The sequence below is a fragment of the Algibacter amylolyticus genome, from assembly GCF_014202225.1.
GTDB lineage: Bacteria > Bacteroidota > Bacteroidia > Flavobacteriales > Flavobacteriaceae > Algibacter_B > Algibacter_B amylolyticus.
Map to the genome: position 1 here is coordinate 25,900 of NZ_JACHGE010000007.1, position 16,949 is coordinate 42,848.

Below are 16,949 nucleotides of genomic sequence, written 5' to 3' on the forward strand. Positions count from 1 at the left end.
CTACTACTACTACTACTACTACTACTACTACTACTACTACTACTACTACTACTACTACTACTACTACTACTACTACTACTACTACTACTACTACTACTAATAATAATAATAATAATAATACTAATACTAATACTAATACTAATACTACTAATAATACTACTACTAATAATAATAATAATCTCCACTCGCTAGCACTCGTTTGTAACGAGTGCTAGCTATAATTACTTCCGCTAACGCAAGCATCTTGCTTGTGCCGTCAATCCAATATCCTCCCAATTTATTATAACTTATTTATTTAGGTATTTTTATTGTGGATAGCGAAACGCCAGAGAAACCGACATATTAAGTTATAGTTATAATAATAGAGATTCCTGCCTCCGCAGGAATGTTTAACCCAACCAACCATCACGATCTAAACTACGATATTGAATCGCTTCGCTTATATGCGCTCCATTAATATTATTAACACCTTCTAAATCGGCTATAGTTCTAGATACTTTCAAAATCCTATCGTACGCCCGAGCCGATAAATTTAAGCGTTCCATGGCGGTTTTTAATAGTTGTTTCGAGGCATCATCTAAAACACAATGTTTTCTAATTTGCTTCACGTTCATTTGTGCATTATAATGCACGCTATCAGAATCTTCAAAGCGCTTAGTTTGTACTTCTCTAGCTTTTGTAACTCGTTTTCTAATATCTACCGACGTTTCTCCTTTTCTGTCGTCACTCAACTTGTCAAACGGTACAGGGGTTACTTCAATATGAATATCAATTCTATCTAACAACGGGCCAGAAATTTTCCCCATATAACGTTGCATTTCCGCTGGAGACGATGTTATTGGGGCGTCTGGATCGTTAAAAAAACCACTCGGACTCGGATTCATACTGGCCACCAACATAAAAGACGAAGGATAGGTAACCGTAAATTTTGCTCTAGAAATAGTAACCTCTCTATCTTCTAATGGCTGTCTCATCACTTCTAAAACCTCGCGTTTAAATTCGGGTAATTCATCTAAAAACAAAACACCATTGTGCGATAATGAAATTTCTCCGGGTTGCGGATAACTTCCGCCGCCAACAAGCGCTACGTTGCTAATGGTGTGATGAGGGCTTCTAAACGGGCGTTGCGCCATTAAACCTGTATCTTTTACACGCCCTACAACCGAATGAATTTTAGTGGTTTCTAAAGCTTCATGCAACGTCATTGGTGGTAAAATGCTAGGTAAACGTTTTGCTAACATTGTTTTACCTGCACCCGGAGGACCAATTAAAATAATGTTATGGCCACCAGCAGCCGCAATTTCCATACAACGTTTTATGCCTTCTTGTCCTTTTACATCGGAAAAATCAAACTCAGGAAAATCTAGATTCTTTTCAAATTCTTCTCTAGTATTTATTATGGTTTGCTCTAAGGGTTCGCCTTTATCAAAAAAATTAATAACCTGCTTAATATTTTCTACACCATAAACCTCAAGATTATCTACAATAGCGGCTTCTTTGGCGTTTTGTGCCGGCAGAATAAAGCCTTTAAATCCTTCTTCCCTTGCTTTTACAGCAATAGGTAAAGCACCTTTTATAGGTTGTAAACCGCCATCTAAAGACAATTCGCCCATAATAAGGTATTTGTCTAGATCTTCGGCTTTAATTTGATCTGTAGATGCTAGAATACCAATGGCTAAAGTTAAATCGTATGCACTTCCCTCCTTTCGTAAATCGGCAGGCGACATATTAATTATAATTTTTTTACCTGGAATTCTATAGCCGTTATTTTGAAGGGCTGCCGCAATTCTGAAATTACTTTCTTTTATAGCATTATCGGGTAATCCTACAAGATGATACCCTACACCTTTATCTACATTTACCTCTACAGTTATGGTTGAAGCTTCAACACCAAATACAGCACTAGCAAAAACTTTTTTAAGCATAAAATTTAGTTTACCCCTTAAATGTAAGAAATGTATTTTAATTTTAACACTAAATCATCGCCTTCTATATCAACCATTTTATAACGAGTACTCAATTTTTATGGCTTATATGATACTATTTCGAGAGAAACATTCTGCTTCTTGATAGTTTAAAAAAGTCCTATTTATGAACTAAAACATTAATTCATCAAAATATTGGAGTAAAAAACATCGACAAGAAGTAAATATGTTAGATAAAATACTTATTTTTGTAGCAGTAAAATTTTACGATTCACTTAATTTATGTTTTAATTTTAAACTTATTTTAGGAAATCATAAAATAAATTAGCCCCAAATGACTCTATACAAAAGCTTGCTTTTGATGCTCTTCTCTCGTAATTTACAATGTGAAACAAAGACTCAAAAGTCCTTTTATATTTCCTTTAATAATCAATCATTTATTGGTAGAAGTACACTTGGCGCATTTTTTTGTACAATTTAAAATTTTAATAACCTGATAAAAATCATGATGCCATAACAAGAGATTCTTTTAATTTGCCCAAATTATAGAATCTAAAGTTAGAACAGACACCTACTAAATGTTTAACTTAAAGTTACCCAAAAATATAATCTTCATTGCTAAGAAATTAGCATTTATCTGCATCTTTTTATGCGTGGGTAACATTGTTAATGCTCAAAAAATAGCTGTACCCGAAAATATTCAGGCGGCACTATTAACCAAAGTTTTAAAATATAACCCTCAAATACCCCAAAACAATAAAATTAAAATCTTAGTTGTTTATAACAATAATACTTTACTGGATAAAGACGAATTCATTAAAGGACTAGGATCTTCTATGGTTGTAAAAGCCATTACCCCAAAAGAATTAGAGAAAAACATTTCTGGTTTCCAAGTAGTTTATTTCATGGAAGGCATACATGGTTTTTCTGATCTATGTAAAGCTAATAAAGTTTTATCAGTAACCGCTACAACTCGATTTGTAGAGGAAGGCGAAGTTTCCCTCGGATTTGGAATTGAAAATAGTAAACCTAAGATATTGGTGAATTTAACATCGTTAGATATGGAAGGTCAATCATTCTCTTCAGATATATTGAGAATTGGAAAAATTTTTAAATGAAACAAGTTATGAATTTTAAGGAAAAAATACTTTTGTTCATTATCATCATAACATCAACGTTATGCCTTAAAACCTTTGCCCAACAGGACAAAGTGTATAATGAAATGACTCTTGAGGAGTTGTTGGATATAGATGTAGTTGTAACCGCTTCTAAGCACCCAGAAGATTTATTTGAAACCCCCTTATCTACAACTATTATTAGTAAGGAGGAAATAAGTAATTCTGGTGTAGCTAGTATTCCTGAGGCACTTCGATTATCTCAAGGTTTGATTGTTAGAGAAATAACCCCTGGTAACTATGATATTCATATTAGAGGGTATGATGATATTACAAAAAATGTGTATTTAACATTGTCTTATAATACAACCATATTGGTTATGATTGATAACCGAATTGTATATAGTTATTTTAGTGGTGGAACATTTTGGGAAACCTTACCTGTAGATTTAAATGATGTTGAAAGAATTGAAGTGGTTAGAGGTCCTGCATCTGCTTTATATGGCCCTAATGCGGTTACGGGTGTTATTAATATAATTACCTCTCATGCCAATAAAAAAGGAAAAAATATTACTGTAAACACCCAAATGGGAACAAATAAGGCTAAAAATGCAAGTTTAAATATTGGCTATAATTGGGATGACAAAACAAAACTAACGTTCTCTGGTAATTTTTCTGAACGCTATCGTTTTGATAGTAAGTACTATGATTTTATAAGAAAAGATTATGTAGGTGTAGATAGCTTAACCATGTTTGTGGCACCTGTAAAAGATCATGGCACCAATGAACCTTGGACCTTTAATGAATACCAAAAAGAATTAGAGGCTTTTTATGATGAAGATCTTAGCTTAAGAAGAGCTGGCGGAAACATCTTTTTTACACATAATTATGGTGTAAATTCTAATATAGATATTGCAGTGGGAGCTCAAAAGTCGCAAAGTCAAAGAACAGGCTTTTTAAATTTAGCAACACCATTGTCTCAAACCGAATCAGAAAGTTATTACATAAATGCAAAAATAAAGCACAATAATTTAAACGGACAGTTTAATATTAACTCTGGTAAAGACGAAAACAATTACCAATTTAATTCTTATAAATTCACTAATATTGAAGGTAACTTAGAGTACTTTAAAGAATTTAAAACGGTAAGTATTAGACCAGGAATTAACTATAAACATTTATCGTACAACAGTCCTTTTACCTATGAAGAAAGGTTTAGTTTTAATGATCTAAATTTCGATTTTAAAGATGAAGCACGAGAAACATCCTCTTTTTCAGCATTTATGCTTACAGAATGGAAACCTAGTGCAAAACTTAGGGTTATTGGTGCTGCTCGAGTAGATAAATTTGGATTTAACAAACACTATTTCATGAATTACGAAATAGCTTCTACCTATCGCATTAATAAAAACAATTTAGTACGTGCTGTACACTCTAAAGCGTCAAAATCACCTTTCTTTTTTGACACCTATTTAAATGGCAATATTCTAATAAATTATGATCGAACAGTAGAAGGGGTAACAGATCCCATCAACGTACCTGTTCATCTAACTATTAACGGAAAAGAGGACCTAAAATACCCTACTATAACAAGTACCGAGATAGGATGGAGAACTAAAATAACAAACAGTTTAAGTTTAGATTTGGAAATATTTTACTCAAATGTAGATAACTTTGTAAATCCTAATGCGTACCATAATTATACCAGCGAACAAGAACTAGACGAATCTGGAGCCCCAGGAACGTTATTATCAATAAGAGCAGATGGTGCTGTTAAATTTGAAAACTACAACCTAAATGCTAGCCAATATGGTTTAGGGTTTACGCTAGATTATGACTTTAGCGATAAATTTAAAGCAAAAGCTTTTGGTAATTATCAAAAAACGAACATTTCGGGTAGGAAAGATATTGATGTTCAATTAACAGATATTGAATTTAGTTTTAATCCTGAAGGAGATATTTTAACAACTACATTAAGCAATACCACAAACCCTACACAATGGAGTGAAGACGCTACACCATCATTTTTTGGAGGTTTTACTTTAAACTATAAACCAAATAGTAAATGGAGCTTTAATACAGATGGTTACATCTATTCTCAACATGAATTTGCAAGTTATAATTACTATCAAATAAGCGATTTAGAAAATCTTGAAAAGGATAAATCGCAAGTGGATATAAAAACCAACCTAGTTTTAAATGCGAAAACAACTTACCAATTAAATAAACACGCCTTAATACATATTACTGGAAAAAACCTATTAGGAAAACATCGCGAATATGGCTTTGCAGATAACATAGGCTCTATTGTATTAATAGGCTTACAATGGAAATATTAAATTAAAATAATTTAAACCCCAATTTATTATGAAAAGAAAATACTTTTTAATTACAATTTTCAGCTTAGTTCTTAGCTTAATCTCATGTAGTGAGGACGAATCGACGTCGTCTAATGATATATTAAGTTCTAAAACTTGGGTTATAAAAAGTAAAATGCTTTCTCCTAGCATAGTTTACGCAGGAGTAGAAATTACAGATATCACCTTATTTGAAACCGATGAAACCAAAGACTATTCTTTTTCATTTAATTCAGATGGTACATTAGTAGTAAATGATGCTAATAACAGCGTTGTTTTAGAAACCACTTGGGAATTAAATTCAGATGAAACAGTACTTACCTTTGGAGAAACATTAATATATGCCATACCATTAGTTGGAGATATTGGATATTCATCAATCGACATTAAATCGATCTCATCTTCAGCAATTGTAGGTACAGTTACTATGCCTTTTGAAGATGAAGTTTATATAGTAACAATGACCTTTAAATAGCAGCATTTCATTTATCATAGTATAATATATGTTATTTAAAAACCTATCCATAAAATTTAAAATGATACTTGTTATCCAACTCGTATCCTTATTTTCTCTTGTAATAGGTTTAACGTATGTCATCTTTAGCAATATTGCTAATTTTAAAGAAGACATGAAAAATAACACCATTATTAATGCTAATTTAATTGGAGAGTATTGTGCTGTTTCCCTAGATTTCGATGTTTCAGAAAACGCTGTAGAAACATTAGAAAAACTAAAAAACATTCCATCTGTAGATGTTGGAATTGTTTATAATAATGACAATGAAATATTTGCAGATTTTTATGCAGACGGAGAAAAAGTCGTAATTTCAAATACCAATAGTTCTGATTCTTGGGAGAATTTCGACGCCAATTTTTTAAGCGTTTTTAGACCCATTTATATTGAAAACAGTAAAGTAGGCTCTATTTACTTAAGAGTTTCTACCGAAGTGTTATCATTAAAAATTAGAGATTACGTAACCACTATGCTCCTATTATTAGTAGGGCTTCTTATTGCTAATTACTTACTTGCTTATTGGTTACAAAAAATAGTATCGGAACCTATAATACATTTAACAAAAGCCACTAAAGAAATTTCGGAGAAAGGGAATTATCAAATGCGTGTTGAAAAACAAGGCAATGATGAAATAGGCGTGTTAGTAGATGAATATAATAAAATGCTTCTACAAATTTACGAACGAGAAGAATCATTAAAACAACGAACAACCGAATTAACAGAAACATTAGCTAACTTAAAACAAACGCAACAAAAACTTGTTAATTCAGAAAAATTGGCTGCACTTGGTCAAGTTATCGCTGGTGTTGCACACGAAATAAACACACCACTTGGCGCAATTCGTTCTTCTATAGGTAATATTAAAAACACCTTAAATTTTGTATTAAATGAGTATCCAATATTCATTAATGAATTGCCAGAGAAACTTAGGGTCGAATTTTTAGCCCTTATGGAAGACTCCTTTAAAAACAGACATATGTTAACCTCGAAAGAGGAGCGTGTTTTCAAAAAAAAGATAGCAGAAATATTTGAAAACCATAATATAAAAAATGCCTACTCTTTTGCAGATACTTTTGTAGACATGATGGTTGTTGAAGGTGTCGAAAAATATTTGGATCTTCTAAAAACAGAAAATTCTGAAAAAATTCTAGAAGTTGCGTATAAAATTACAGGTTTACAACGCAGTACAGAAAATATTGAATTTGCAGCCGAAAGAGCATCAAAAGTAGTTTTTGCTCTTAAAAATTCTTCTCGAATTAATAATAATGATGAGCAAATGCTTGCAGATATAACTGAAGGCATTGAAAACATCTTAACGCTTTACAACAATCAAATCAAACAAGGTATTGAAGTCTCTAAAAGTTACGATAAAGTACCAAAAATCCTTTGTTATTATGATGAGCTAAATCAAGTATGGACCAATATACTTCACAATGCCATTTATGCCATGGAATTAAGTGGTAAGCTAGACATAAAAGTTTACACTGAAAAAGATTGGGTAGTTGTTTCCATTACCGATAACGGAAAAGGTATTCCTAAAGATGAAATAAACCGAATATTCGAACCATTTTTCAGCACCAAACCAACAGGAGAAGGAACGGGAATTGGATTGGACATTTCAAAACGAATAATAGAAAAGCATAACGGAAAAATTGAAGTAGAAAGTAAACCGGGTAAAACCACTTTTAGCGTTTATCTGCCTACAATGAACCGTAAACATGACTCAACAAAAATATAAGAATATTGCTATGGAGAAAACTGTAATCTTATGTGTCGATGATGAAAAAATCATATTAAACAGCATTAAAGCACAATTAAAGGCAAATTATGGGAATTCATTTCTGTACGAAACTGCCGAAAGTGCTAATGAGGCCTTAGAGATTATTGATGAAATAATGATGGACCTTACTGTTAGATTAATAATAATTAGCGATTGGTTAATGCCAGGTATTAAGGGTGACGAGTTTTTAATTAAAGTGCATAACAAATACCCTAATTCTTTAAAAATAATGCTAACAGGGCAGGCAGATACTAAATCCATTGAAAAAACTAGGAAAGAAGCGAGTTTATATAAATGTATTAGAAAACCGTGGGTTCAATCGGAATTGTTTTCTTGTATAGATTCTGGAAGTGCAACTAATTAAAAACTAGGACGTATGAAAACGGGAGTAATATTTTGTGTAGACGATGAAAAGATCGTTTTAAATAGCTTAAAAACTGAACTAAAAAATGCTTTTGGTAATAATTATATTATTGAAACGGCAGAATCTGGTATAGAAGCGCTAGAGGCTATCGACAATTTATTAGAATTAAATTATGAAATTCAAGTTGTTATAGCAGATTATGCCATGCCAATTATGAAGGGTGACGAGTTTTTAACTAAAATTCATGAAAAATCACCTCATGCATTAAACATATTACTAACCGGGCAAGCCACTATTGAAGGCGTTGCAAATTCAATAAACTATGCGAGCCTGTATAGATATATTTCTAAGCCTTGGCATACTAACGACCTTGTTTTAACTGTAAAGCAGGCACTTAAAAGTTACCAGCAAGACAGCCAGCTTAAAATAAAAAACGACGAACTAAGTGAGTTAAGCGCATCCTTAGAGCAAAAAGTTAAGTTACGTACCCAAGAGCTAAATACTAAAAACGGCTTACTTCTAGAAAAGCAACAGGAAATTACGCTTCAAAACGAAGAACTTGAAAAATACAGAAACAACCTAGAAAACTTAGTTAAAGAGCGCACTCTAGAACTAACGGATGCCAAGGAAAAAGCTGAAGAAAGCGACCGAGTAAAATCTGAGTTTTTAGCCACCATGTCTCATGAGTTAAGAACGCCTCTTAATGCTATTATTGGACTTTCAGATTTAATAGAAGGCGACTCATCCATGGAAGAAATCCTGGAGTATGTAAAAATCATTAATATAAGTGGAGAGCATCTATTAAAACTTATTAATGATCTGTTTAAGATGTCGCAAATTGAATCTGGTAAAGAAAAGTTGATTCTGAAGGATGTTGATTTAAACATTTTATTTTACGACATTCATAAATCAATTAGAGATTATCGAAATAATTTAGGAAAAGAGCACATAGACTTCAAACTATCCATTCCCACAAATTATAGCAAATTAATCATTTATACCGACGAGTTAAAACTTAAACACATTTTAACAAACCTATTAAAAAATGCTATTAAGTTTTCGGAAACCGGCACTATCGATTATGGGTTTAAAATTTGTAAAAAAGATGATGATATGCGTATTATCTTTTTCGTTGCAGATGAAGGTATTGGTATAGACCAAAATCATCAAGATTTAATCTTTAATGGTTTTACACAAGTTAATGGTTCATTTAACAGAACGCACGAAGGCGTAGGTATAGGCCTTACCATTGCAAAAAAACTAGTTAATCTTTTAGATGGTACTATTTGGGTAAATTCCAAACTAGGTGAAGGTAGTACCTTCTTTTTCTCCTTGCCATTAAAAGACGTTCAAGGAGACGTTACTATTGATGACAACTGCAATGATGCCGGTTTATCAATAAGAGCAAAAAACAACTAACTGTTAGCCTTAATTTATCTACTAGAATACATTTATTAAAGCAAATAACTTATGTTTCATTTAGTACAAACTAAATGAAACATAAAACTACTGTAGTTGCTTAATAACAAATTCCGATCTTCTATTAATTTCATGCTCCTCTTCGCTACAAGCATCTTCTGTAACGCACTTTTGTAACGGTTTAGACTCACCATAACCGATGGCAGTAATTCGGAAAGATTCTATGCCTTTAGACACTAAATATTCTTTAGTTGAAGTTGCTCGTTTTTGAGATAAATCTTTGTTATAAGCTTCATTTCCTCTAATATCGGTATGCGATTCAATCTCAATTTGCATATTAGGATACTTTTTAAGTAAATCGACCACAGGTTGCAAAACTTTTTTAACATCCTTTCGAATGTACCAAAGTTTATAATCAAAATTTATATCTGCCGTAACAATAACAAGCCTGTTGTTTTTGGTTTGTATATTAGGCTCCGAAGCTATAATATTATCAAATTCTTTCTTTTTATTTTCCGCATCCTTCTTAAGCTTTACTTGTTCTTGCTTTAGTTTTTCCTGCTCTTTTTGTCGTTCTTTCTCGAAAGCTATTTGCTGCTTTTCCTGCTCTTTTTTGTTAATTGAAGCTAAAGACACAAGTGCTAAAGATGCATCATTCATTAAATATCGCTCTCCTCCTATTGTTATTTTACGCTCAGCATCTTGATAACCATTAGCAGATGCTTTTACCAGCACTGTTATTTCACAATTAACATTGGTATTAAAAGCACCATCTTCCTTGGTTGTAAACGTAGCTAAATCTGTATTAGGATCTTCAGAAATTAAAGTAAGTGTCACCTTTGCATTTGCAATACATGCCTCGGTTTCTTTATCGGTAATAATCCCATTTATGTATTGCTTACAATTTTCTATAATTAAAGGTTTAGATTCGTTAAAACTATAAATATCGTCACTCCCTTTACCTTTTATTCTATTAGATGATACAAATCCAGATTTTAAGGTTTTATCTAAATAAAAAGCAAAATCATCGTAACCAGAATTAAGTGGTAACCCCAAATTGTCTGGCTTTTGGAAACTAGTTCCGGATTTCTTCGCCCAAAACACATCTAACCCTCCAAAACCAAATTGCCCGTTAGATGAGAAATATAAATCCCCATTATCTGCTATAAATGGAAACTGTTCGCGGTGTTCCGTATTTACGGCAGCACCTAAATTAACAGGAGCTCCGTAAGTACCATCTCCTTTTACATCGACATAAAACAAATCGAACTCACCTAAAGTTCCAGGCATATCCGAGGCAAAATACAATCTTGTACCATCCGGACTTAATGCTGGATGTTCTACTGAAAAATCATCACCATTAAATGGAAGGGCTTCAATGTTGGTCCAAACACTATCAATTAATTCGGCTTTATAAATTTTTAAATGAGTTACAGATTTATCGTCTTTTATCTCTTTACCTTTAGTATAATTATTTCTAGTAAAATAGATGGTCTTAAGATCTTGCGTAAACGCAACCGAACCTTCGTGAAGTTTAGTATTTATAGCCTCTGAGATAGACTCTGAAGCAGTATTTCCTTTTGAAACACTATCTTTATTAATCTTATAAATATCTAAAAAGGGCTGATTGTTCCAACCGTAATACTTACTAAAAATATTCTTTTTATGTACTTCCTTTCTTGAAGCTGCATACACTAAATTATCTTGATAAGCCAACATACCAAATTCTGAATTCTCAGTATTTATAGCTAAGTTTTCAAGATTATAACGATTACCAATAGCCATAATATTTTCTTGCTTAACAACCTCAGCATCAAAAGTTTTTAAAACTGAAACATCTCCTTTTTCTGCTAGAAATTCACGACTAACACTATTAGCATCTTTATAATTCCCAGAAGCTTTAAGCGCTTGAATGTACTTAAATACATTCTGGTCTGTTTTATTACCACGTTTACTATTTACTAAATAACCGTAAAGTCTTGCAGACGATTTAAGATCTCCAATATTATAATAACATGTTGCTAAATTTTCAACCACTTGAGTAATACGCTGTTTTGTATTTACTTTTTCGTAAAACGGAATAGCTTTAGCATAATCCGCACGCTCAAAATAGGCATTAGCACGTCGTAAATCATTATTAAAAATGGGTTTAACCGAAGCTTCTTTTTCCTGTGCAAACCCAGAAAACATAAGTATGAATGCAAATATTGGTAGTAATTTTTTCATCAATAATATTTTTAGAAAAATCTTGGTGATTTTTTATATCCTTCTTTTAAACCGAATAACGACACATCGAACAATAATACAATTTCGTGCGACCCGTTGTTATAATTAGAAAACTCTGAAACCGTAGCATCATAAGAGTAAGCCACCTTAAACGATGGTGTAACTCTAAACCCAACAATACCACTAACAGCATCGTCCAATCTATACGAAAGACCAGCTTCTAAACGATCGTGTATTAAGGCATTTACAGAAACATCAAAGTTAACTGGAGCTCCTTTTACGGCTCTAGCCATAAATGAAGGTTTTAATTTTAAATTTTCGTTTACAGGATATACATAACCACCAATCATATAAAAGTGCACCTCCTCTTTTCCTAGTTTTGTAGCTACAACAGCATCATCAAGTTGAGTTGTTCGTAAAAAATTAGGAGCAGATAACCCCAAATAATAGGAGTCTGTAAAATAATAAGCACCTGCACCAATGGTTGGATACACCTCATTTACATTATTAGTAAATGTTGGGTCGTTAGGATTTATTAAAGTTCCAGTAAAAGCAGTATCATATAAAGTAAAACCGGCTTTTAACCCTAAAGACAACTTACTGTTGGTATTAATATTTAAAACGTATGCAAAGTCTGCATTAATATTTTTTTCGTTTATTTCGATAACATCCTGCCCAATTTGATCGGTTGTAAATGTTAATCCCATTTCAATTTTATCATTAAAAGGGGTATGTGCAAAAAATGAAAACGTTCTAGGACTACCAATGGTGTTTGTCCATTGCTTACGGTAATTAGCACCTAAATTAACAACACCGAAATCGGTTGTGGAGTACGCAGGGTTTACAACGCTCATATTGTAAGTATACTGCGTAAATTGTGGGTCTTGTTGCGCCACTACTACATTGCAGAACAATAAAGCTAACAGCACAGATTTTATATATTTTGACATTTTTGAATTGGTATTGCTAGTCATTATCGTTTTAAATAAACTTGTCCTTGATATGGTTTTGTACCAAATCGATTAAAATTAATTACGTAGAAGTAAACGCCTGTTGGTAAAACTTCGCTGCTAGAAAATCCACCTTGATTACTTTTACCATCCCAGAAGCCAACTTCTATATCGCCTTTAAAAACAACACGTCCGTATCTATTATAAATTTCAATGTTATAATCTGGATACACAAATTCTATATTTAGTAACTCGAAGGTATCGTTGATGCTATCGCCATTAGGAGAAAATGCATCTGGAATGACTAATTCTTTTGGATCACAAGCTGTTAAATCGACTGTAATGCCTACCGCATTGCTTTCGCATGTTATGGTTTGTCCCGACAAAGTTGAAGTGACTTCGTAAACCGCGTAATAGGTGCCGTTATCTAGTACCGTGTTATTATCTAGACTGTTTCTTGTAGAAACATCATTTGAATCGTACCAAACTAAAGTATGGTTTGGTGGTGTAATGAAACGTGCATTTCCAGACTCATCTTCTAATAAATCTGCAATTTGTTTTTCTTGAATTCCACAGAATGCTGCTGTTGTAGCACTTGGTATAGGATCTTGAACATCCACCAAAGTTATTTGAATCTCTATAGCTTCACTTAAACAAGATTCCACTTCTACCTGCGCAAAATAAGACGTTCCGTTTTCTAATAAAACGGTTCCTAATAAAGGATTATCGCTTTCGTCCTTCCATACGACAGTTCCGTTGCCAAAATACACATCGTTTAACGTAGCTTGGTCTATACTACAGTGCAGTACTTGAAAATCGTTGCTTGAAATTGTTGGATTAGCCAAAGTAAAAGTAACCACCGTTCTTTCGTTACTTTCGCACCCTGCAGTAATGGTTTGAGAAGCGTAAATAGGCTCTGTAAGCGTCGATAATTCCAAAGTTGCATCTAATGCTGTTGTAGTAGTTTCATCTTCATAAATGGTGATAGTATTTGACGTTTGCGTTTCTAAAGCATCTATTAACTCTTGAATAGTAGGCTCGTTTTCTAAGCAAAACGTAACTCGTGTTAATTCTGGTTTTGAAGCTCTATTTTCTAACGAAAAATTAACTTCAACTATCGCACTAGAACATGCCTCTGCAATAATTTGTTGCACATAAACTGGACTTGTAACATTTTCTAGTAACTCTGTAGAAGGAATAGCTACTGTTCCTGCTGCATCTGAAAAATAAGTAAGCTCACCTTCTCGAGATAGTGACGATTCGTTATAATTCAAATTCTCTAAAGTATACACCGTACCATCGACTGTACAAAAACTGTTTGTAATAGGCTCTGGGTTTGGAGCGACATCGGTTGTTATAAATGTAACTTGAACACGCTCGCTCTCGCAACCTTGAATTGCTGTTTGCGATACCCAATATTCCTGTGTTTCATCTAGTGGTAAGGCGGTACTTGTGTATTCTGGTCCTGTTTCTGAAGTAAACCATTGTACAATAGCTGCGTCTGTTTCTACTTTCAAATCGCTTATTGTAGGCGTTGCAGAAGAACAAAACTCATTTGTTAATGGTGTTGGCGCATTAGCCTGATTAACAAAAGTAATTACAGCTTGAGTTCTTGTTGTACTTACACAACCTCCAGAAATGGTTATTTCTGCCCAATACGCATTATTAGTGTCTATAACGTCTGATGTGTTGTAAGCTGTTCCATCGGTTTCGGCATCGTACCACACGATATCTTGACCAGAAGTATCTAAATCTGAAACCGTATTGGTTACCAAACTACAAAATACATTGGTATTTAAAACCGGCGACGAAGCATTGGATACTACCGAAACCGTTAATTGCTCGGTTCCTAAATCGCAACCTGTTATAGTACTAGTAAATACGGCATTAAAAGTAGCATCTTCCGTTATTTCGAAAGTTTCTGGTACCTCAACATCATTTATATCGGTTAAAGCGATATTAACATCGGCTCCTGCAAAAATGGATAAATCGCCTAAAGTGACCGGTCCATTTAACAAACACACTTGAAAATTATTTTTAATTAATTTAGGTAATGGCGGCTCTCCAATTCTAAACGTTAAACGTGCATCGAAAATATGATTATTACCAGATTTAGTTAAGCCAACATCGATACCTTGAGCGGTATAATTATCAATTTCAGTCTGACTTAATCCTCTACAAGCGGCATTATCATCTTGTACACTTCGTATAACAAAGACATAATCACCATCAGGAAGTTGGCTAACATCGTTAGTATTAGAAATATTTAAATCGATACCATCACCTTGAGTATTATTAGTTAATGACACACTAGGATCTCTCGGTTGGAATTGTCCTGGTTCGCTACCATATTGGTAAATATCGAAAGTTACAGGGTTATACGCTATAAATTCCCCAGAAGGGCTATTAAAACCAAACTGAACACTTGTAGCATCGCACTTATTATCTGGTACAATACTAAACATAGGATTTGGTGGCGCAGGAATTAAATTAAGAGAAATGCCCGCATTTAAATCTTTACAATGCACAAAACTATTAGATTGATAAAACACCAATTGATTGCTACCTAACATAAAACGATCTACAGACACATTGGATACGGCATTTCCGTTAGAGAAATTAACCTCATCGGTAAAATCGACTCCGTTTATAGAATATGTTACAGATTGTGTTCCATCAATAGGATTAAAGTTAGAATCGACAGTATTTAAATAGGTAATTAAAATATCGTCGAGTTCACAACCTGTTGTGGATGTTATGGATATATTAGGTTCCACAAACATATCAAACATCTTTGGTGGCACATTTATTATAGAAGTACATAATGGAAGTCCGCCACAAGGAGATGGACCTGTTATATTGTCTATTTGTATGGTTAAGGTCTCGCTAGATGTTAAATTAAGGTCTGGTTCTAGGTTAAAAGTTGCATTTCCATTAGCAAAATCGACATCTTGTGCATTGGTGTGTGTCCCTAAATTGCTTCCTGTAACCGTATAACTTAAATTATATGTACCATTTGCCAACAGTGTACTATCATAATTTACAGTTACCACACCCTGGCAATCCACATCTAGAGCAGCCGTTAATTCTAGTTGCTCTTCAATACATATTGTAAAAACAGCTTCTTGCTCTTCGCAAATGGGGTGATCTGGTATAACTTTATAGCTAAAGGTATAGGTTCCAACACCCAAGGTGTTATATATATTTTCAACGTTTATTACAGAATCTGAACCGTTGGAAAGTTCGCCTGTACTTGGCACATTACCATCTGTCCATTCGCCATTAGTATCTTCGCCAGTTAATCTAGAAAAAAGATCTAAAGCTCTTAAACCAGACATATCGTCGCTTTCGCAAAGATTTAAATCGAATGTAACACCAGGATTTGGAGATCGTCTAACCTCTACATCTATAATTGCCGAACTTGAAGGGCAACCATTAACAGAGGGCACCGTATAGGTAAAGGTATAGGTACCAATTGGTACATTTCCAAAATCAAAAAATTCATTTGAGAGTAAACCCGTAGCCATATTTCCTGGACTTTCTGTCCAAACTCCACCTGTATCTGGACCAATCATGGCGTTAGCGGTATCTATAAAAATAAATAAATCTATAATATTTGCGGCATCATCGTCATCTGCCTTTAAAACCTGACAAACATTGTTTGTACCCGGATTTTGATTGCTTTCTCCTGGATAACCACCCAAGTTTATAATTACTGTGGCTGTACTGGCGTCGCAAGCGGAATTCATGTACGTAAATCCATGAGCACCAAACCTGTTAATGGCCCATAAGTTTACTATTCCTGCAGTTTCATCTAAAGCATCGGAATTAAAGTTACTATCTGCAACCCATGTTCCTCCAGGGGTTTCTCCGGTTATTTGATCGAATAGATTAAAAGCTTGTAAGCTGGGGTCTGTTTCTTTATCACATATTGTAATCTCCGACCCAGTACCTGCACATTGTGCAATTCCATAAGTCGAACTAAAAACAATAAAACTAGTAAAAATGAAACGGAATATATTGCGAAAGCAAGTATTCATTTAATTATAGATTTGAATTTAAAAGTTGGCAATATATAAAAAAAGTACTCGTAAAAATACTTTTAATCGTTTTTATATGCATTTCAAAGACAAAACACAATAAAAATATAAACCACTAAAAATTCAATCTTTTAATTATGGATTTGATAATGCGTATTATTTTGCACGTACTCTTTTCCTTTAATTTGAAAAAAAAATGAATAGATATTGTAATATGTTGAACGCCTAAAATTTAGTAAAGCTTTCTTAACCTAAACAA

11 protein-coding genes are annotated in these 16,949 nt (G+C 33.4%); 7 read left to right on the plus strand and 4 right to left on the minus strand.

Translation table 11 applies throughout. From position 1 onward, the window contains the following. Positions 1-215 (plus strand): hypothetical protein (locus HNQ90_RS17890; protein ID WP_221279838.1); only part of this gene is annotated, 215 nt, incomplete at its 5' end. Between the two features lie 174 nt (positions 216-389). Here HNQ90_RS17890 and HNQ90_RS12805 read toward each other — a convergent pair. Then, a complete protein-coding gene (locus HNQ90_RS12805; protein ID WP_144117445.1) occupies positions 390-1,925 on the minus strand; it encodes a YifB family Mg chelatase-like AAA ATPase in 1,536 nt (511 codons plus the stop codon). Positions 1,926-2,578: 653 nt separating this feature from the next. Between HNQ90_RS12805 and HNQ90_RS12810 the strand changes: the two genes are divergently transcribed. The 6 genes from HNQ90_RS12810 (at position 2,579) to HNQ90_RS12835 (ending at position 9,474) form a co-directional block, all read left to right on the plus strand. Then, a complete protein-coding gene (locus tag HNQ90_RS12810) occupies positions 2,579-3,043 on the plus strand; it encodes a YfiR/HmsC family protein (protein ID WP_172625909.1) in 465 nt (154 codons plus the stop codon). Between the two features lie 8 nt (positions 3,044-3,051). Continuing rightward, positions 3,052-5,379, plus strand: a complete 2,328-nt coding sequence (locus HNQ90_RS12815) for a TonB-dependent receptor plug domain-containing protein (protein ID WP_172625910.1) — start codon at positions 3,052-3,054, stop codon at positions 5,377-5,379. A 28-nt stretch (positions 5,380-5,407) separates the two neighbouring features. After that, positions 5,408-5,872: a hypothetical protein gene (locus HNQ90_RS12820; RefSeq protein WP_144117450.1), complete on the plus strand. Its 465-nt coding sequence runs from the start codon at positions 5,408-5,410 to the stop codon at positions 5,870-5,872. Between the two features lie 61 nt (positions 5,873-5,933). Continuing rightward, on the plus strand, positions 5,934-7,649 hold the full coding sequence (locus HNQ90_RS12825; RefSeq protein ID WP_172625911.1) for a HAMP domain-containing sensor histidine kinase: 1,716 nt from the start codon (positions 5,934-5,936) through the stop codon (positions 7,647-7,649). Then, complete coding sequence (locus tag HNQ90_RS12830) at positions 7,630-8,055, plus strand: response regulator (protein WP_206669654.1); 426 nt, start codon at positions 7,630-7,632, stop codon at positions 8,053-8,055. The genes HNQ90_RS12825 and HNQ90_RS12830 overlap by 20 nt, the downstream gene beginning before the upstream one ends. A gap of 12 nt (positions 8,056-8,067) precedes the next feature. Further along, positions 8,068-9,474, plus strand: coding sequence for a hybrid sensor histidine kinase/response regulator (locus HNQ90_RS12835; protein ID WP_144117454.1), 1,407 nt, complete (start codon positions 8,068-8,070; stop codon positions 9,472-9,474). Positions 9,475-9,561: 87 nt separating this feature from the next. Here the strand turns inward: HNQ90_RS12835 and HNQ90_RS12840 are convergent, their stop codons facing one another. The 3 genes from HNQ90_RS12840 to HNQ90_RS12850 are packed head-to-tail and all read right to left on the minus strand — an operon-like array spanning position 9,562 to position 16,690. Continuing rightward, a complete protein-coding gene (locus HNQ90_RS12840) occupies positions 9,562-11,700 on the minus strand; it encodes an OmpA family protein (protein ID WP_144117456.1) in 2,139 nt (712 codons plus the stop codon). 11 nt (positions 11,701-11,711) lie between these two features. Further along, the gene (locus HNQ90_RS12845; protein ID WP_144117458.1) at positions 11,712-12,650 is read right to left on the minus strand and encodes a PorP/SprF family type IX secretion system membrane protein; all 939 of its coding nucleotides are present in this window, start codon (positions 12,648-12,650) and stop codon (positions 11,712-11,714) included. Positions 12,651-12,673: 23 nt separating this feature from the next. Continuing rightward, positions 12,674-16,690: a T9SS type B sorting domain-containing protein gene (locus tag HNQ90_RS12850; RefSeq protein WP_144117460.1), complete on the minus strand. Its 4,017-nt coding sequence runs from the start codon at positions 16,688-16,690 to the stop codon at positions 12,674-12,676. Between the last annotated feature and the right edge of the window lie 259 nt (positions 16,691-16,949).

Excerpts from the sequence above, each read along its gene's own strand:
- HNQ90_RS12805 (WP_144117445.1), bottom strand. The coding sequence starts at position 1,925 with ATGCTTAAAAAAGTTTTTGCTAGTGCTGTATTTGGTGTTGAAGCTTCA.
- HNQ90_RS12815 (WP_172625910.1), top strand. The coding sequence starts at position 3,052 with ATGAATTTTAAGGAAAAAATACTTTTGTTCATTATCATCATAACATCA.
- HNQ90_RS12820 (WP_144117450.1), top strand. The coding sequence starts at position 5,408 with ATGAAAAGAAAATACTTTTTAATTACAATTTTCAGCTTAGTTCTTAGC.
- HNQ90_RS12825 (WP_172625911.1), top strand. The coding sequence starts at position 5,934 with ATGATACTTGTTATCCAACTCGTATCCTTATTTTCTCTTGTAATAGGT.
- HNQ90_RS12830 (WP_206669654.1), top strand. The coding sequence starts at position 7,630 with ATGACTCAACAAAAATATAAGAATATTGCTATGGAGAAAACTGTAATC.
- HNQ90_RS12835 (WP_144117454.1), top strand. The coding sequence starts at position 8,068 with ATGAAAACGGGAGTAATATTTTGTGTAGACGATGAAAAGATCGTTTTA.
- HNQ90_RS12840 (WP_144117456.1), bottom strand. The coding sequence starts at position 11,700 with ATGAAAAAATTACTACCAATATTTGCATTCATACTTATGTTTTCTGGG.
- HNQ90_RS12845 (WP_144117458.1), bottom strand. The coding sequence starts at position 12,650 with ATGTCAAAATATATAAAATCTGTGCTGTTAGCTTTATTGTTCTGCAAT.
- HNQ90_RS12850 (WP_144117460.1), bottom strand. The coding sequence starts at position 16,690 with ATGAATACTTGCTTTCGCAATATATTCCGTTTCATTTTTACTAGTTTT.